General features: G+C 64.7%; 13 protein-coding genes, 2 tRNA genes and 3 rRNA genes. 11 read left to right on the plus strand and 7 right to left on the minus strand.

All coding sequences use genetic code 11. The annotated features are described in order from the left end of the window. Window positions 1–492 precede the first annotated feature (492 nt). From QWG60_RS01335 to rrf, 5 genes are all read left to right on the plus strand, one after another. Window positions 493–2,030 (plus strand): 16S ribosomal RNA (locus QWG60_RS01335). Between the two features lie 96 nt (window positions 2,031–2,126). After that, window positions 2,127–2,203, plus strand: a tRNA-Ile gene (locus QWG60_RS01340). Window positions 2,204–2,310: 107 nt separating this feature from the next. Further along, window positions 2,311–2,386 (plus strand) — tRNA-Ala (locus QWG60_RS01345). 226 nt (window positions 2,387–2,612) lie between these two features. After that, window positions 2,613–5,499: ribosomal RNA gene (locus tag QWG60_RS01350) — 23S ribosomal RNA — on the plus strand. Window positions 5,500–5,589: 90 nt separating this feature from the next. Beyond that, a 5S ribosomal RNA gene (rrf, locus tag QWG60_RS01355) occupies window positions 5,590–5,704 on the plus strand. Together the 16S, 23S and 5S rRNA genes with 2 tRNA genes alongside form the textbook arrangement of a ribosomal RNA operon. A gap of 133 nt (window positions 5,705–5,837) precedes the next feature. Here rrf and gloA2 read toward each other — a convergent pair. Continuing rightward, window positions 5,838–6,245, minus strand: a complete 408-nt coding sequence (gloA2, locus tag QWG60_RS01360) for an SMU1112c/YaeR family gloxylase I-like metalloprotein (protein WP_146908915.1) — start codon at window positions 6,243–6,245, stop codon at window positions 5,838–5,840. A gap of 86 nt (window positions 6,246–6,331) precedes the next feature. Further along, window positions 6,332–7,387 (minus strand): histidinol-phosphate transaminase, encoded by a 1,056-nt coding sequence (gene hisC, locus QWG60_RS01365; protein ID WP_046078134.1) that lies wholly within the window; start codon window positions 7,385–7,387, stop codon window positions 6,332–6,334. Window positions 7,388–7,582: 195 nt separating this feature from the next. On the opposite strand from hisC, the gene QWG60_RS01370 reads away from it, so the two are divergent. The 4 genes from QWG60_RS01370 to mnmH all read left to right on the plus strand — a co-directional run bounded on the left by QWG60_RS01370 (window position 7,583) and on the right by mnmH (window position 11,769). After that, window positions 7,583–8,032 (plus strand): copper resistance protein NlpE N-terminal domain-containing protein, encoded by a 450-nt coding sequence (locus tag QWG60_RS01370; protein WP_035594702.1) that lies wholly within the window; start codon window positions 7,583–7,585, stop codon window positions 8,030–8,032. 99 nt (window positions 8,033–8,131) lie between these two features. After that, complete coding sequence (gene radA, locus QWG60_RS01375; protein ID WP_046078133.1) at window positions 8,132–9,517, plus strand: DNA repair protein RadA; 1,386 nt, start codon at window positions 8,132–8,134, stop codon at window positions 9,515–9,517. A 90-nt stretch (window positions 9,518–9,607) separates the two neighbouring features. After that, complete coding sequence (selD, locus tag QWG60_RS01380; protein WP_379826044.1) at window positions 9,608–10,648, plus strand: selenide, water dikinase SelD; 1,041 nt, start codon at window positions 9,608–9,610, stop codon at window positions 10,646–10,648. Then, window positions 10,645–11,769 carry a tRNA 2-selenouridine(34) synthase MnmH gene (gene mnmH, locus QWG60_RS01385; RefSeq protein ID WP_046078131.1) on the plus strand — a complete coding sequence of 375 codons (1,125 nt, stop codon included), beginning with the start codon at window positions 10,645–10,647 and terminating at the stop codon, window positions 11,767–11,769. Before selD ends, mnmH begins: the two co-directional genes overlap by 4 nt. A gap of 4 nt (window positions 11,770–11,773) precedes the next feature. On the opposite strand, the gene QWG60_RS01390 is transcribed toward mnmH, so the two are convergent. Beyond that, window positions 11,774–12,463, minus strand: coding sequence for a type 1 glutamine amidotransferase (locus QWG60_RS01390; protein ID WP_146908918.1), 690 nt, complete (start codon window positions 12,461–12,463; stop codon window positions 11,774–11,776). A gap of 48 nt (window positions 12,464–12,511) precedes the next feature. Here QWG60_RS01390 and QWG60_RS01395 point away from each other — a divergent pair, with 48 nt between their 5' ends. Both QWG60_RS01395 and QWG60_RS01400 read left to right on the plus strand, forming a co-directional pair. Continuing rightward, the gene (locus tag QWG60_RS01395; protein ID WP_146908921.1) at window positions 12,512–12,805 is read left to right on the plus strand and encodes an MGMT family protein; all 294 of its coding nucleotides are present in this window, start codon (window positions 12,512–12,514) and stop codon (window positions 12,803–12,805) included. Window positions 12,806–12,852: 47 nt separating this feature from the next. Further along, entirely contained in the window at window positions 12,853–13,431 is a 579-nt protein-coding gene (locus tag QWG60_RS01400; protein ID WP_046078128.1) for a YjaG family protein, read from the plus strand. A gap of 3 nt (window positions 13,432–13,434) precedes the next feature. Here the strand turns inward: QWG60_RS01400 and QWG60_RS01405 are convergent, their stop codons facing one another. The 4 genes from QWG60_RS01405 to hisH form a co-directional block, all read right to left on the minus strand. Beyond that, a complete protein-coding gene (locus QWG60_RS01405) occupies window positions 13,435–13,950 on the minus strand; it encodes a hypothetical protein (protein ID WP_052719276.1) in 516 nt (171 codons plus the stop codon). Window positions 13,951–13,975: 25 nt separating this feature from the next. Continuing rightward, window positions 13,976–14,749: an imidazole glycerol phosphate synthase subunit HisF gene (gene hisF, locus QWG60_RS01410; protein WP_046078126.1), complete on the minus strand. Its 774-nt coding sequence runs from the start codon at window positions 14,747–14,749 to the stop codon at window positions 13,976–13,978. 4 nt (window positions 14,750–14,753) lie between these two features. Next, a complete protein-coding gene (gene hisA, locus QWG60_RS01415; protein ID WP_035594723.1) occupies window positions 14,754–15,506 on the minus strand; it encodes a 1-(5-phosphoribosyl)-5-[(5-phosphoribosylamino)methylideneamino]imidazole-4-carboxamide isomerase in 753 nt (250 codons plus the stop codon). A 220-nt stretch (window positions 15,507–15,726) separates the two neighbouring features. Continuing rightward, window positions 15,727–16,368 carry an imidazole glycerol phosphate synthase subunit HisH gene (gene hisH / locus QWG60_RS01420; RefSeq protein WP_035594726.1) on the minus strand — a complete coding sequence of 214 codons (642 nt, stop codon included), beginning with the start codon at window positions 16,366–16,368 and terminating at the stop codon, window positions 15,727–15,729. Between the last annotated feature and the right edge of the window lies 1 nt (window position 16,369).

Genomic DNA, 16,369 nt, shown 5'->3' on the forward strand with positions numbered 1-16,369 from the left:
TGATACATCCTGGTGCAGCGAGAAAGTCCTTGCACCATGCCGGGGAAGTCCGTAAAGTACGCATCCGCTGCCGGCGACGGGCAACGTTGCAGGCGGTGATGAGTGGCAGAAGCGCTTGTTTTTCTTGAGATTTTTCGACGGTTGTCGAAAGCGCTCGATTGACAAGGTCAGCGAAATCGGTAAAATGCCTGCCACTCGATCGGATGTCGCTTCACGCCGTTGTCGCGATGGTCGGTCGCCCGCTTCGCTCTCGAGAGCTTGAAGATAACGGGTTGACACGACGCGTCGATCACGTAGAATACGCTTTCCTTGCGAGGCACTGGCCAAGTGGCCGGTAACGCAAGATGCTCTTTAACAATCGATCAGATAATTCATGTGGGCGCTTGTCGGGATGTCGGTGACCAGTCACTAGATATCAAGACAAGCGACTCGTCAAAGAGACGTTTGAATCTTGAACCAGGTTTGGTTCCACCTTAGGAACTATCAAGCTTTTAACTGAAGAGTTTGATCATGGCTCAGATTGAACGCTGGCGGCAGGCCTAACACATGCAAGTCGAGCGGAAACGATCCTAGCTTGCTAGGAGGCGTCGAGCGGCGGACGGGTGAGTAATGCATAGGAATCTGCCCGGTAGTGGGGGATAACTTGAGGAAACTCAAGCTAATACCGCATACGCCCCAAGGGGGAAAGCAGGGGATCTTCGGACCTTGCGCTATCGGATGAGCCTATGTCGGATTAGCTAGTTGGTGAGGTAATGGCTCACCAAGGCCGCGATCCGTAGCTGGTCTGAGAGGATGATCAGCCACATCGGGACTGAGACACGGCCCGAACTCCTACGGGAGGCAGCAGTGGGGAATATTGGACAATGGGCGAAAGCCTGATCCAGCCATGCCGCGTGTGTGAAGAAGGCCTTCGGGTTGTAAAGCACTTTCAGCGAGGAAGAACGCTTGTGGGTTAATACCCTGCAAGAAGGACATCACTCGCAGAAGAAGCACCGGCTAACTCCGTGCCAGCAGCCGCGGTAATACGGAGGGTGCAAGCGTTAATCGGAATTACTGGGCGTAAAGCGCGCGTAGGCGGCTTGATAAGCCGGTTGTGAAAGCCCCGGGCTCAACCTGGGAACGGCATCCGGAACTGTCAGGCTAGAGTGCAGGAGAGGAAGGTAGAATTCCCGGTGTAGCGGTGAAATGCGTAGAGATCGGGAGGAATACCAGTGGCGAAGGCGGCCTTCTGGACTGACACTGACGCTGAGGTGCGAAAGCGTGGGTAGCAAACAGGATTAGATACCCTGGTAGTCCACGCCGTAAACGATGTCGACTAGCCGTTGGGGTCCTCGAGACCTTTGTGGCGCAGTTAACGCGATAAGTCGACCGCCTGGGGAGTACGGCCGCAAGGTTAAAACTCAAATGAATTGACGGGGGCCCGCACAAGCGGTGGAGCATGTGGTTTAATTCGATGCAACGCGAAGAACCTTACCTACTCTTGACATCGAGCGAACCATCCAGAGATGGATGGGTGCCTTCGGGAACGCTCAGACAGGTGCTGCATGGCCGTCGTCAGCTCGTGTTGTGAAATGTTGGGTTAAGTCCCGTAACGAGCGCAACCCTTGTCCCTATTTGCCAGCGATTCGGTCGGGAACTCTAGGGAGACTGCCGGTGACAAACCGGAGGAAGGTGGGGACGACGTCAGGTCATCATGGCCCTTACGAGTAGGGCTACACACGTGCTACAATGGCCGGTACAATGGGCTGCCATCCCGCGAGGGGGAGCTAATCTCATAAAGCCGGTCTCAGTCCGGATCGGAGTCTGCAACTCGACTCCGTGAAGTCGGAATCGCTAGTAATCGTGCATCAGAATGGCACGGTGAATACGTTCCCGGGCCTTGTACACACCGCCCGTCACACCATGGGAGTGGACTGCACCAGAAGTGGTTAGCCTAACTTCGGAGGGCGATCACCACGGTGTGGTTCATGACTGGGGTGAAGTCGTAACAAGGTAGCCGTAGGGGAACCTGCGGCTGGATCACCTCCTTAATCGACGACGTCACCGCCACCCGGCAAGTGTCCACAATGAATTATCTGATCGGCCAGAGCAAAAGACTGTTTGGGTATAGACCCAGCGTGACCAATGGGTCTGTAGCTCAGTTGGTTAGAGCGCACCCCTGATAAGGGTGAGGTCGGCAGTTCAAATCTGCCCAGACCCACCAAATTTTATCCAGTACCGCGTTGTTTTGTGACTCGCATAGCAGGCTATGCGTCGCCACAAAACGCCTTGTCCTGAATAAAATTCCCATGTCACGTATGGGTATTCAGAGGGGCCTTAGCTCAGCTGGGAGAGCGCCTGCCTTGCACGCAGGAGGTCAGCGGTTCGATCCCGCTAGGCTCCACCACGCTCCACAGGGTCCTGCAGTCGGTTTTATGTGAATCCGCAGTCACAAACGATCATTGCAAAAGGCAATGACACGTTTGTGACTGTCGATTGACAGTCGCTCTTTAACAATGTGAATCATGCTGACAAAGTCCCTCTCCTACCCGGGAGAGGGCATGAGATACGTCTCAAGCGTATCCGGCAATTGTCGTGGTTGTCATCGCGGATCAGACCCCTTGGGGTTATATGGTCAAGCGATGAAGCGCACACGGTGGATGCCTTGGCAGTCAGAGGCGATGAAAGACGTGGAAGCCTGCGATAAGGTTCGGCGAGGTGGCAAACAACCTGCGACCCGGACATCTCTGAATGGGGAAACCCACCTATCGTCAGATAGGTATCGTGCACTGAATACATAGGTGCACGAGGCGAACCGGGGGAACTGAAACATCTAAGTACCCCGAGGAAAAGAAATCAACCGAGATTCCCCCAGTAGCGGCGAGCGAACGGGGACCAGCCCTTAAGCGGGTGAAAGGTTAGGCGAATGAGTTGGGAAACTCAGCGATACAGGGTGATAGCCCCGTAGTCGAAAGCCTGATCCCGTGAAATCGAGTAGGTCGGGGCACGTGAAACCCTGATTGAAGACGGGGGGACCATCCTCCAAGGCTAAATACTCCTGACTGACCGATAGTGAACCAGTACCGTGAGGGAAAGGCGAAAAGAACCCCGGAGAGGGGAGTGAAATAGACCCTGAAACCGTGTGCGTACAAGCAGTGGGAGCGGGCTCGTCCCGTGACCGCGTACCTTTTGTATAATGGGTCAGCGACTTATATTCAGTGGCGAGCTTAACCGTATAGGGGAGGCGTAGGGAAACCGAGTCTTAACTGGGCGACCAGTCGCTGGATATAGACCCGAAACCGGGCGATCTATCCATGAGCAGGTTGAAGGTTGAGTAACATCAACTGGAGGACCGAACCAGGATCTGTTGAAAAAGATTTGGATGACTTGTGGATCGGAGTGAAAGGCTAATCAAGCCCGGAGATAGCTGGTTCTCCTCGAAAGCTATTTAGGTAGCGCCTCACGTATCACCGCCGGGGGTAGAGCACTGTTTCGGCTAGGGGGTCATCCCGACTTACCAACCCGAGGCAAACTCCGAATACCGGTGAGTGCAGCGTGGGAGACACACAGCGGGTGCTAACGTCCGTTGTGAAAAGGGAAACAACCCAGACCGTCAGCTAAGGTCCCCAAATCCTGGTTAAGTGGGAAACGATGTGGGAAGGCTCAGACAGCTAGGAGGTTGGCTTAGAAGCAGCCATCCTTTAAAGAAAGCGTAATAGCTCACTAGTCGAGTCGGCCTGCGCGGAAGATGTAACGGGGCTCAAACCAGGTACCGAAGCTACGGGTGCATCGAATGATGCGCGGTAGAGGAGCGTCGTGTACGCCGACGAAGGTGAGTCGAGAGGCTTGCTGGAGGTATCACGAGTGCGAATGCTGACATGAGTAACGATAAGGGGGGTGAAAAACCTCCCCGCCGGAAGACCAAGGGTTTCTGTTCGACGCTAATCGGAGCAGAGTGAGTCGGCCCCTAAGGCGAGGCCGAAAGGCGTAGTCGATGGGAAACGGGTCAATATTCCCGTACTTCACTGTATTGCGATGGGGGGACGGAGAAGGCTAGGTGAGCCAGGCGTTGGTTGTCCTGGTGAAAGTCAGTAGGCTGGGGGATTAGGCAAATCCGGTTCCCCAAGGCCGAGAGACGAGACGAACAGACTACGGTCTGGAAGTCATCGATGCCACGCTCCCAGGAAAAGCCTCTAAGCTTCAGATACAGTGGAACCGTACCCCAAACCGACACAGGTGGTCAGGTAGAGAATACCAAGGCGCTTGAGAGAACTCGGGTGAAGGAACTAGGCAAAATGGTGCCGTAACTTCGGGAGAAGGCACGCCGGTATTAGGTGAAGCCCCTTGCGGGTGGAGCTGACGCCGGTCGAAGATACCAGGTGGCTGCAACTGTTTATTAAAAACACAGTACTCTGCAAACGCGTAAGCGGACGTATAGGGTATGACGCCTGCCCGGTGCCGGAAGGTTAATTGATGGTGTTAGCGTAAGCGAAGCTCCTGATCGAAGCCCCGGTAAACGGCGGCCGTAACTATAACGGTCCTAAGGTAGCGAAATTCCTTGTCGGGTAAGTTCCGACCTGCACGAATGGCGTAATGATGGCCACGCTGTCTCCACCCGAGACTCAGTGAAATTGAAATCGCAGTGAAGATGCTGTGTACCCGCGGCTAGACGGAAAGACCCCGTGAACCTTTACTACAGCTTCACACTGGACGCTGATGTTGCTTGTGTAGGATAGCTGGGAGGCTTGGAAACCCGGTCGCCAGATCGAGTGGAGCCAACCTTGAAATACCAGCCTGGCATCATTGGCGTTCTAACTCCGGTCCGTTATCCGGATCGAGGACCGTGTGTGGTGGGTAGTTTGACTGGGGCGGTCTCCTCCCAAAGCGTAACGGAGGAGCACGAAGGTACCCTCAGCACGGTTGGAAATCGTGCAATGAGTGCAAGAGCATAAGGGTGCTTAACTGCGAGACAGACACGTCGAGCAGGTACGAAAGTAGGTTCTAGTGATCCGGTGGTTCTGTATGGAAGGGCCATCGCTCAACGGATAAAAGGTACTCCGGGGATAACAGGCTGATACCGCCCAAGAGTTCACATCGACGGCGGTGTTTGGCACCTCGATGTCGGCTCATCACATCCTGGGGCTGAAGTCGGTCCCAAGGGTATGGCTGTTCGCCATTTAAAGTGGTACGCGAGCTGGGTTTAGAACGTCGTGAGACAGTTCGGTCCCTATCTGCCGTGGGCGTTGGAGATTTGAGAAGTGCTGCTCCTAGTACGAGAGGACCGGAGTGGACGACCCTCTGGTGTTCCGGTTGTCACGCCAGTGGCATCGCCGGGTAGCTATGGTCGGACGGGATAACCGCTGAAAGCATCTAAGCGGGAAGCCTCCTTCAAGATGAGATCTCCCCGAGGCCTCGAGCCTCCTGAAGGGCCCAGCGAGACGAGCTGGTTGATAGGTCGGGTGTGGAAGCGCTGCAAGGCGTTGAGCTAACCGATACTAATGGCCCGTGAGGCTTGACCATATAACACCCAAGTGGTCTGTGACTGACAACAGACGACAGCGGATACGCGAGAGACATATCTCGTCAGCATGATTCGCATTGCCTTTTTCGCCTGACGACCATAGCGTGCGGGAACCACCTGATCCCATGCCGAACTCAGCAGTGAAACCGCTCAGCGCCGATGGTAGTGTGGGAGTTCCCATGCGAGAGTAGGTCATCGTCAGGCACTTATACCGAGAAAACCCCGGCTCATCGAGTCGGGGTTTTTTCATGTCCGAACGTTTAATGTGATCTCCTCCAAAAAACGTCCCGTCCTCTTCAAGAGGGCGGGGCGTTTTTGGTTTGGCTGACACGGTGGATCAGTCCGTGACTTCGTATAGCTCGATCGGAGTGCCGTCGGGATCGGCCAGGAAGGTGAAACGCGCGCCGGTGAACTCGTCGACGCGGATCGGCTCGGGCGCCGCGCCGCGTGCCTCGAGCAGAGCGACACAGGCATCGAGGTCGGGCGTGGCGAGCGCCAGGTGGCGAAGCCCGCAGGCCTCGGGGTAGCTAGGACGCGGCGGCGGCGAGGGGAAGGAGAGCAGCTCGAGCTGAATGCCGCCCGGCAGGCGCAGGTCGAGCTTGTGGCTGTCGCGTTCCTCGCGATAGGCCTCGTTGAGGATTTCGGCGTCCATCACCTCGAGGTAGAAACGTCTGGCGCGTGGGTAGTCGGCGGTGATCAGCGCCACGTGGTGCACGCGGCTCAGGGGCAGTCGTGAGTCGGCCATGGGGGCCTCGGTATCGGTCGGGAGAGTATCTGTCCGGCGGGGCGGGCGAGGGGCGTCGAGCGACGCCCCTGACGTTCAAGGTCGGCTCAGCGGCAGAGTTCTTCCAGCACCTCGACCAGGCTGTCCATCTCGTCCTCGGTACCGATGGAGATGCGCAGCCAGCCGTCCAGCGCCTCGGTGTTGAAGTGACGCACCAGCACGCCGCGCTCGCGCAGGCCGACGAACAGCTGGGCGGCATCCTGCTCGGGGTGGTGCACCAGCAGGAAGTTGCTCTGCGACGGCAGCACCTGGAAGCCGAGGCTCTCGAGGCGCGTGCGCGTGCGCTCGCGGGTGGTGATTACCGCCTCGCGGCAGGCGTCGAAGTGCTCGCGGTCCTCCAGCGCGGCGACGCCGATGGCGCTCGCCAGGCTGTCGATCGGGTAGGAGTTGAAGGAGTCCTTGACCCGCTCCAGCCCTTCGATCAGCTCCCGCGAGCCCACCGCGTAGCCGAGCCGCAGGCCGGCCAGACTGCGCGACTTGGAGAAGGTGCCGGTGACCAGCAGGTTGGGGAAGCGCTCGATCAGCGGGATGGCGCTCTCGCCGCCGAAGTCCACGTAGGCCTCGTCGACCAGCACCACCGACTCGGTGAGGCGCTCGAGCAGCGCGGCGATCGCCTCGCGGCCGTGGCCGTGGCCGGTCGGCGCGTTGGGATTGGCGAAGATGGCGCCGCCGGCGTCCGGCGAGAAGGCCTCGAGGTCGACGCGCCAGTCGGCGTCCAGCGGCAGGGTGCGGCGCTCCACGTCGTAGAGCCGGCAGTACACGGGATAGAAGCTGTAGGTGATGGCCGGCATCTCGAGCGGGCGGCCGTTGGCGAAGAAGGCCTGGAAGGCCAGGGCCAGCACCTCGTCGGAGCCGTTGCCGACGAACACCTGCTCGACCTCGACGCCGAACTCCCGGGCCAGCGCCTCGCGCAGGCCATGCGACTCGGGATCGGGATAGCGGCGCAGATGGTCGGCCGGAAACTCCCGCAGCACCGCCTCGACGCCCGGCGCCGGCGGATAGGGGTTCTCGTTGGTGTTCAGCTTGATCAGGCGCTCGCGGGGCTGCTCGCCGGGAACGTAGGGCGTCAGCTCGCGGACCTTGGGGCTCCAGAACTTGCTCATCGTCACTTCTCGGATCGTGGGGCAATCCGTTCATGGTCGCCCGGGGGCGACGCCCGCGCAAGCCGGCCCGCGGATGATCGCCGGACGAGGGGCAAGCCGGTGCTGTTCGGGCTGTGCGCTGTTCCCACGAGAGGTTATGCTGTGGGGCAGGCTGCCGTGAAGGCGGCGTCATGCCCATTGGTTAGGAGGACGAATATGCAAATCAGGACGTTGCTGGCCGGTTCCGCGATGCTTGCCCTGCTGGCAGGCTGTGCGGGTGGCCCTGGCGGGCAGGGCACCGAGCCCGGAATGGAAGCGACCCAGAGCACCTACCAGGGCACGCTGCCCTGCCGTAACTGCGAAGGGATCGATCTGAACGTGACCATGATGGGCGATGCCCAGAGCCCTGCCGCGGATCGCACCTTCGACCTGCAGGCCTCCTACCGCGGCCACCCGCAGAATCCGCCGGACGAGAACTACGAAGGTCGCTGGCAGCTGCTCGACGGCACCGCGGACAATCCCGATGCCACCGTCTACGAGCTGACGCCCCAGGGCGAGGGCCAGACCTACTTCTTCCTGCGCCTCGACCCGCAGACCCTGGAACTGATCGACCCCCAGCGTCGCCGCTTCCAGAACAACGAGATGCTGCGCCTGAAGCGCCTGTAAGGCAGCGGAACGCGTAGCAGCGAGGGGCGGCCGGCGGGCCGCCCCTCGTCGTTGGGCCTTCGGGCCTGTTATTCCAGAGAAACCGTCGTCGGACATTCCATGGCCAAAGCGAAAAGCGCCTTCGTGTGCACCGAATGCGGTGCCGAGTACAGCAAGTGGCAGGGGCAGTGCACCAGCTGCCGCGAGTGGAACACCCTGAGCGAGATCCGGCTGTCGGCCGCCCGTCCCGGTGCGGGCAATGGCGGCGGGGGCGGCTCCGCGGGGCGGGGCGGCTATGCCGGGGCGGTCTCCCGCGAGGTGATCGACCTCGCCAACGTCGATCTCAGCGAGGTGCCGCGGCTCTCCTCGACCTTCGAGGAGTTCGACCGGGTGCTGGGCGGCGGCCTGGTGCCGGGCTCGGCGGTGCTGCTGGGCGGCCATCCCGGCGCCGGCAAGTCGACCCTGCTGCTGCAGACCGCCTGCAAGCTGGCCCAGCAGCGCAAGGTGCTCTACGTCACCGGCGAGGAATCGCTGTCCCAGGTGGCGATGCGCGCCCACCGCCTGCAGCTGCCTACCCAGGGCCTGCAGATGCTGGCCGAGACCAGCATCGAGACGATCCTCGGCGTGGCCGAGCGCGAGGGTCCCGATATCCTGATCATCGATTCCATCCAGACCACCCACCTCGAGGACATCTCCTCGGCGCCGGGCGGCGTGGCCCAGGTGCGCGAGTCCGCCGCGGCGCTGACCCGCTTCGCCAAGCAGTCCAGCACCGTGCTGCTGCTGGTCGGCCACGTGACCAAGGACGGCACCCTGGCCGGCCCCAAGGTGCTGGAGCACATGATCGACGCCTCGCTGCTGCTCGAGGGCGGCGCCGACTCGCGCTTCCGCACCTTGCGCGGGCAGAAGAACCGCTTCGGCGCGGTCAACGAGCTCGGCGTGTTCGCCATGCTCGAGCACGGCCTCAAGGAGGTGAAGAATCCCAGCGCCATCTTCCTGTCGCGCACCGAGGAGCAGGCGCCCGGCAGTCTGGTGATGGTGGTCTGGGAGGGCACCCGGCCGATCCTGATCGAGGTGCAGGCGCTGCTCGACGACTCGGCGCTGGGCAATCCGCGGCGGGTGGCGGTGGGCGTCGACCAGAACCGTCTGTCCATGCTGCTGGCGGTGCTGCATCGCCACGGCGGACTGTTCACCGGCGATCAGGACGTGTTCCTCAACGTGGTCGGCGGGGTCAAGGTGCTCGAGACCAGCGCCGACCTGGCGGTGCTGCTGGCGGTGGTGTCGAGCCTGCAGAGCCGCCCGCTGCCGCGTGAGCTGGTGGTGTTCGGCGAGGTCGGCTTGTCCGGCGAGATCCGCCCGGTGCCGAGCGGCCAGGAGCGCATCGTCGAGGCCGCCAAGCACGGCTTCCGGCGCGCCATCGTGCCGCGCGGCAACGCCCCCAAGCACTCGCCCGAGGGCATGGAAGTGGTGCCCGTGGACAAGCTGGCCGATGCGCTGGAAGCACTCTAGGCGCCCACCCCGCGAAGCGTGAAATCGCCGTCCAGCGACGGGGCGGGGGCGCGGTGTTGTAGAATGCCGGGAAACGACGCCAAGGAGACCGTGATGAGTGCCATCCGTCTGACGCAGTACAGCCACGGCGCCGGCTGTGGCTGCAAGATCGCCCCCGACGTCCTCGACGGCATCCTCGCCAAGGCCGGGCCGGGTGCCAGCCACTCGCGGCTGATCGTAGGCAACCAGGGCCGCGAGGACGCCGCCGTCTACGACCTGGGCGACGGCCGCGGCATGATCGCCACCACCGATTTCTTCATGCCGATCGTCGACGATCCCTTCGACTTCGGCCGTATCGCCGCCACCAACGCCATCAGCGACGTCTACGCCATGGGCGGCACGCCGATCATGGCGCTGGGCATCCTCGGCTGGCCGATCGACAAGCTCGGCGCCGATATCGCCGGCGACGTGGTCGGCGGCGCCCAGGCGGTCTGCCGCGAGCTGGGCCTGGCGCTGGCCGGCGGCCACTCCATCGACGCGCCGGAGCCGATCTTCGGCCTGTCGGTCAATGGTCTGGTCGACCTCGAGCACCTCAAGCTCAACAAGGGCGCCCAGGTCGGCGACCTGCTGTACCTCACCAAGCCGCTGGGCGTGGGCCTGCTGACCACCGCCGAGAAGCAGGGGCTGATCCAGCCCGGCCACCAGGGCCTGGCGCGGCGCACCATGCTCGCCTCCAACCGCATCGGCGCCGAGCTGGCGAAGATTCCCGGCGTGCATGCCATGACCGACGTCACCGGCTTCGGCCTGGCCGGTCATCTCAGCGAGGTCTGCGAGGCTAGCGGTGTGGCCGCGCGCATCGACTTCCGCCGCCTGCCGCGTCTCGCCGAGGCCGAGTCCTACCGCCGCCAGGGCGCGGTGCCCGGCGGCAGCGCCCGCAATCGCGAGGCCCTGGGCAAGGCCCTGCCGGCCATGGATGACGCCCACTGGCAGTGGCTGTGCGACCCGCAGACCTCCGGCGGCCTGCTGCTGTCGGTGCATCCGTCCTGGGAGGATGACGTCGAGCGCGTCGGCCGCCAGTACGGTCTCGAGCTCGAGCCGTTCGGCGAGGTGATCGCCGAGCGCGGCGAGACGCGCATCGAGGTGAAGGGATGAATCTGCCGCTGGTCGAGCCGGACCTCGCGCTGCTGCGCGAGGGTCGGGCCCTGATCGACGTGCGCGCCCCGGTGGAGTTCGCCCAGGGCGCGCTGCCCGGGGCGGTCAACCTGCCGCTGATGGACGACGAGGAGCGTCATCTCGTCGGCATCGCTTACAAGCAGCAGGGCCAGCAGGCCGCCATCGAGCTGGGCGAGCGGCTGGTCAGCGGCGGCATCAAGGCCGCCCGGGTCGACGCCTGGCGGCGCGAGCTGGAGGTCCATCCCGACGCCATCGTCTACTGCTTCCGCGGCGGGATGCGCTCTCAGATCGCCCAGCAGTGGCTGGCCGAGGCCGGCATGACCCGGCCGCGCATCCGCGGCGGCTGGAAGGCCATGCGCCAGGCGCTGTGCGCGCACATCGACGCCGCCGCCGAGCGGCCGATGCTGGTGGTGGGCGGACTCACCGGCTGCGCCAAGACCTCGCTGATCACCGCCCTGGATCAGGGCCTGGACCTGGAGGGCTGCGCGCGCCATAAGGGCTCGGCCTTCGGCCGTCATCCGCTGCCGGCGCCGTCGCAGATCGACTTCGAGCACGCCATGGGGCTGCGGCTGCTGGAGCTGCCGGGGCCGCTGGTGCTGGAGGACGAGTCGCGCCACATCGGCTCGGCCAACGTGCCGCTGACCTTCTGGCGCGGCATGGAGGCCGCCCCGCGGATTCGCGTCGAGATGCCGCTGGACTGGCGGCTGGCGCAGATCCACAAGGACTACATCGACGATCTGTGGACGGTCTATCGCCAGCAGTTCGGCGACTGGCTGGGCTGGACGCTGATGCGCAAGCAGCTGTCCGGCGCGCTGGGTCGGCTCAGGAAGCGCCTCGGCGGCGCCCGGCTGGCGCGGCTGCAGCGCTTGCAGGAGCTGGCCTTCCGCGAGCACGAGCGCGGCAATCGCCAGGCCCACGAGGCCTGGCTGGCACCGCTGCTCACCGAATACTACGACCCCATGTATCGCTACCAGCTGGAGAAGCACGACGACCAGCGCTTCCTCCACGTGGGCGACTGGGACAGCTGCCTGGCCTTCGCCCGCGACTGGGTCGCCGAGGCCGAATCAGCGCGCCGGCCGAGCGCCACCGCCTCTGCCTGAGGGGTCAGCGCATCGTGGCGTGCCTGGCCCACTGGGTGAGCACCCGGTCGAGCAGCGGCGCCAGGCGGTCGAAGCGCCGTGAATCGTCGAGCATCGCCTCGCGCTCCTGGCGATAGGGGCTCTCGGCGTCGCCCTCCGGGCGCGGCAGGTGGTCGAGCATGGCGGTGACGCTCTCGGCGGTGGACTCCAGATGGCACAGCAGGCCGATCACCCGGCCGGCGTCCCAGGCGAAGCCCTGCAGCGGGCTCGCCGCGGTGCCGCCCAGCGGCAGGGCATCCTCGGGCAGGGCGAAGATCTCGCGGTGCCAGGTGAAGGCCTCGAAGCGCTCGGGCAGGTCGAAGGGGCTGGCCTCGGCCAGAGTCACGGTCTGCCAGCCGGTCTCGGCCAGGGTGCCGCGGGACACCGGGGCGTCCAGCGCCTCGGCGATGCGCCGGGCGCCGTGACCGATGCCGAGCAGTGGCTTGCGGCCGTCCAGGGTGCGCTCGATCAGCTTGCGCTCGCCACGATCCCAGGCGGCGGGCGCCTCGCCCTCGGGAGCGTCGAGCACGATCAGCGCCTCGACGTCGCCGGGCCGCGGCGGCAGCTCGCCCTCGTCGAGGTGGAACACGGTGTGGCTGTGGCCCATGCTGTCGAGCCAGTCGCCGATGCGGGCGGGCCCCAGATGGGGGCTGTGCTGAAGCAGGTGAACGTGCATGCGGGCGACCTCGCCATATCGGCAAAAACTTCAGGGAAGGCAGGGTACATGAACGCGGCCCTCAAGGAACAGATACTGACCGTGCTGGCCGAGATCCCGCCGGGGCGGGTCACCACCTACGGGCGCATCGCCGCCATGACCGAGGGCGGCACGCCCCGGCTGGTGGCCCGGGCGCTGCGCGAGCTGCCGTCCGGACACGGCCTGCCGTGGTTTCGGGTGATCACCGCCTCGCGCAAGCTGGCCGACCATCCCGGCGCCGACGAGCAGCGCCGGCGGCTGATCGGCGAGGGTGTGGCGTTCGATGCGCGGGGCAGAGTGGCCCCCGAACGGCTCTGGCCTTGAGTGAGCACAGGGACGATGTCGAGACAGCGATATTCCAAGGAGAATCCATGAGCGGTTTCTTTCAGCGCCTGCAGCGGCTCGAGCCGCGCCGTCAGCAGGCCTTCATGGCGGCGCTGTGCGAGCGGCTGCTGCCCAACTATGCCTTCTACGCCGAGGCCACCGGCCACGGCGATCCCAAGGCGCTGCGGGTCGTGCTCGATCTGGTGTGGGAGCGGCTGGCGGTCAAGGACGCGCGCATCGACTTCGATCGCCAGGCCGAGAAGCTGGCCGAGCTGGAGCCGCCGGCCGAGGATGACAGCTTCGGCGCCCGTCGCGCGCTGGAAGCGGTGGTGGCGATCTCGTCGCTGCTCGACACCCTGCGCGGCGACTCGCCGGAGGCGGTGCTGGAGGTGAGCCGGACCTCTCGCGGCGGCGTGCGCGCCTTCATCGAGCTGACCGAGGGCGAGGAGGACGGCGAACGCCTCGCCGCCATCGTGCGCGAGCATCCGCTGATGGGGGACGAGAACGGCTTCCAGGATGCGGTGCTCGAGGCGGTGGAAGGCGAGCTCGGCCGCGACGCCCTCAAGGCGCTGCGCCGGCTGGGCCGCAACGAGGGCGTCAGCAACCTGGGGCTGTCGATGGACTAGCGGCTAGAAGCGCGCACCGGCGGTCACCATCATGCCGGCGGTGCCGAACACGATCAGGTCGGACTCGAAGCGTCCCCATCGCGCGCCCACGCTGGGCAGCGCTACCGGCGCGGTCTCGAAGCGGTTGAAGGGGATCTTGTCGCGGTACTCGTCCTGGTAGCCGTGCAGCAGGCCGCCGGTGAGCTTGGCGCGTATAGTCAGCCGCTCGGTGGGCTGCCAGAAGGGGAACTCGCGCCCCGCATACCAGTACCAGGTGGGCTGGTCGAAGGAGTTCTTGAACCAGGCGGTGCCGGCGAGCCAGCGCTGCGGGTTATGCAGCTCCAGGCTGACAAGCTGCTGCCGGTTGTTGTGTTCCGGGTCGGCGCTGAAGTGTCGGGTGTAGAGGCTGGTCTGCACCAGCACATGGTCCAGCGTCGGCGCCGGGGGCCAGGCCGGCTCCGCCTCGGCGGCGGCCGGGCCGGCGAGCGCCAGCATTGCAGGCAGGGCCAGCCTGCCTGCCACCTTCCATGGTGATGTCATTCGTGTCCTTGTCTCCGGAGGCCTGTCAGAGGCGCATTTCGATGCCGCGTTCGGCCATGTAGCGCTTGGCCTCGGGGATGGTGTACTCGCCGAAGTGGAAGATGCTGGCCGCCAGCACCGCGTCGGCGCCGCCGTCCTTCACGCCCTCGACCAGGTGGTCGAGGTTGCCCACGCCGCCGGAGGCGATCACCGGCACGCTCACCGCTTCCGAGATGGCGTGGGTCACGCCGATGTCGAAGCCGATCCTGGTGCCGTCGCGGTCCATGCTGGTCAGCAGCAGCTCGCCGGCGCCCAGGTCGACCATCTTCCTGGCCCACTCCACGGCATCGAGCCCGGTGGGGCGGCGGCCGCCGTGGGTGAAGATCTCCCAGCGCGGTGCCTCGCCTTCCTCGGAGACCTTCTTGGCGTCGATGGCCACCACGATGCACTGGCTGCCGAAGCGCTCGGCGGCCTCGTGCACGAACTCGGGGTTGTGCACGGCGGCGGTGTTGATCGACACCTTGTCGGCGCCAGCGTTGAGCATGGTGCGGATGTCGTCGCAGGTGCGGATACCGCCGCCCACGGTCAGCGGGATGAAGACCTCGCCGGCGATGCGCTCGACCATCTCCACCGTGGTGCCGCGGTCCTCGTGGCTGGCGGTGATGTCGAGGAAGGTGATCTCGTCGGCGCCCTGCTGGTTGTAGCGCTGGGCGATCTCCACCGGGTCACCGGCGTCGCGGATGCCGATGAAGTTGACGCCCTTGACCACCCGGCCGGCATCGACGTCCAGGCAGGGGATGATGCGCTTGGCGAGTCCCATGGTGTCAGCTCCCGTCGCGTTGGCCGGTGAGGCGGTCGCACAGTGCCTGGGCCTCGGCCACGTCCAGGCTGCCTTCGTAGATGGCGCGACCGGTGATGGCGCCGAGGATGCCCGGCTCGCCGGCCGCGATCAGTTCGCGCAGGTCGTCGAGGTTGGTCACGCCGCCGGAGGCGATCACCGGCAGGCCACCCTCGCGGGCCAGCTCGGCGGTGGCCTCGACGTTGACGCCGCCCATCATGCCGTCGCGGGCGATGTCGGTGTAGACGATCGAGGACACGCCGTCGTCGGCGAAGCGCTTGGCCAGTTCGGTGGCCTTCAGGGTCGAGACCTCGGCCCAGCCGTCGGTGGCCACGAAGCCGTCGCGAGCGTCCAGGCCGACGATCACGTGGCCGGCGAAGGCCTGGCACATCTCGGTGACGAAGGCCGGTTCCTTGACCGCCTTGGTGCCGATGATGACCTGGGACACGCCGGCGTCCAGGTAGTGCTCGATGGTCTCGGCCGAGCGGATGCCGCCGCCGATCTGGATCGGCAGGTTGGGGTAGGCGCGGGCGATGGCGGTGACCGCCTCGCCGTTGACCGGCTCGCCCTCGAAGGCGCCGTTGAGGTCGACCAGGTGCAGGCGGCGGGCGCCGGCCTCGACCCAGCGCGCGGCCATGGCCACGGGATCGTCGCCGTAGGTGGTGGCATCGTCCATCCGCCCCTGCTTGAGGCGAACGCACTTGCCGTCCTTGAGATCGATGGCGGGGATTACCAGCATGTCCAGTCCTCTACGGGCGCTCAGCGGGCGCCCCTTTGATTGTCAGGCGCGGCAGCGGGCGCCCTGGAAATTGTCGTAGGCGCGGCAGCGGGCGCCCTGGAAATTGTCGTAGGCGCGGCAGCAGGCGCCCTGGAAATGGTAAGGGGCGCGGGGTCGGGCGCCCTTGAAACCGTTGTCATGGGCGCGGCAACGGGCGCCCTGGAAATGCTGCAGTGGCCGCTCAGGGCTCCCACTGCACGAAGTTTTCCAGCAGTCGAAGGCCGGCCCGGGAGCTCTTCTCCGGATGGAACTGCACGGCGAAGGTGGCATCGCGGCCGGTGGCCACGTGGGCGGTGACGCGACCGTAGTCGGTGGTGCCGAACACCTGGGCGTCCTCGCCGGCCTCCACGTAGTAGCTGTGCACGAAGTAGAAGTGCTCCTGGTCGTCGATGCCCTTCCACAGTGGGTGGTCGTGGCGCTGGCGCACCAGGTTCCAGCCCATGTGCGGCACCTTCAGGCGATGGTCCATGTCGTCGCGCATGTCGACGGGGAAGCGGCGCACCTGGCCGGTCATGAAGCCCAGGCAGTCGATGCCGCCGTTCTCCTCGCTGCGCTGATGCAGCATCTGCTGGCCGACGCAGATGCCGAGCAGCGGCTTGGCCTGCTGGGCCAGCAGCTCCTCGACCAGGCCGCGCAGCTCGGTGCGCTCGAGTTCGCCCATGCAGTCGCGGATGGCGCCCTGGCCGGGCAGCACCAGGCGCGTGGCGCCCTGGATGCGGCGGGCGTCGCGGGTCACCACTACGTGCTCGTGGGTGACGTGCTCCAGTGCCTTGGCGACGGAATGCAGGTTGCCCATTCCGTAGTCGATGACGGCAATGGTCATG

The sequence above is a fragment of the Halomonas halophila genome, from assembly GCF_030406665.1.
Taxonomy (GTDB): Bacteria; Pseudomonadota; Gammaproteobacteria; order Pseudomonadales; family Halomonadaceae; genus Halomonas; species Halomonas halophila.

Excerpts from the sequence above, each read along its gene's own strand:
- hisC (WP_046078134.1), bottom strand. The coding sequence starts at position 7,387 with ATGAGCAAGTTCTGGAGCCCCAAGGTCCGCGAGCTGACGCCCTACGTT.
- QWG60_RS01395 (WP_146908921.1), top strand. The coding sequence starts at position 12,512 with ATGAACGCGGCCCTCAAGGAACAGATACTGACCGTGCTGGCCGAGATC.
- QWG60_RS01370 (WP_035594702.1), top strand. The coding sequence starts at position 7,583 with ATGCAAATCAGGACGTTGCTGGCCGGTTCCGCGATGCTTGCCCTGCTG.
- QWG60_RS01405 (WP_052719276.1), bottom strand. The coding sequence starts at position 13,950 with ATGACATCACCATGGAAGGTGGCAGGCAGGCTGGCCCTGCCTGCAATG.
- hisH (WP_035594726.1), bottom strand. The coding sequence starts at position 16,368 with ATGACCATTGCCGTCATCGACTACGGAATGGGCAACCTGCATTCCGTC.
- radA (WP_046078133.1), top strand. The coding sequence starts at position 8,132 with ATGGCCAAAGCGAAAAGCGCCTTCGTGTGCACCGAATGCGGTGCCGAG.
- gloA2 (WP_146908915.1), bottom strand. The coding sequence starts at position 6,245 with ATGGCCGACTCACGACTGCCCCTGAGCCGCGTGCACCACGTGGCGCTG.
- mnmH (WP_046078131.1), top strand. The coding sequence starts at position 10,645 with ATGAATCTGCCGCTGGTCGAGCCGGACCTCGCGCTGCTGCGCGAGGGT.
- hisA (WP_035594723.1), bottom strand. The coding sequence starts at position 15,506 with ATGCTGGTAATCCCCGCCATCGATCTCAAGGACGGCAAGTGCGTTCGC.
- QWG60_RS01400 (WP_046078128.1), top strand. The coding sequence starts at position 12,853 with ATGAGCGGTTTCTTTCAGCGCCTGCAGCGGCTCGAGCCGCGCCGTCAG.
- QWG60_RS01390 (WP_146908918.1), bottom strand. The coding sequence starts at position 12,463 with ATGCACGTTCACCTGCTTCAGCACAGCCCCCATCTGGGGCCCGCCCGC.
- hisF (WP_046078126.1), bottom strand. The coding sequence starts at position 14,749 with ATGGGACTCGCCAAGCGCATCATCCCCTGCCTGGACGTCGATGCCGGC.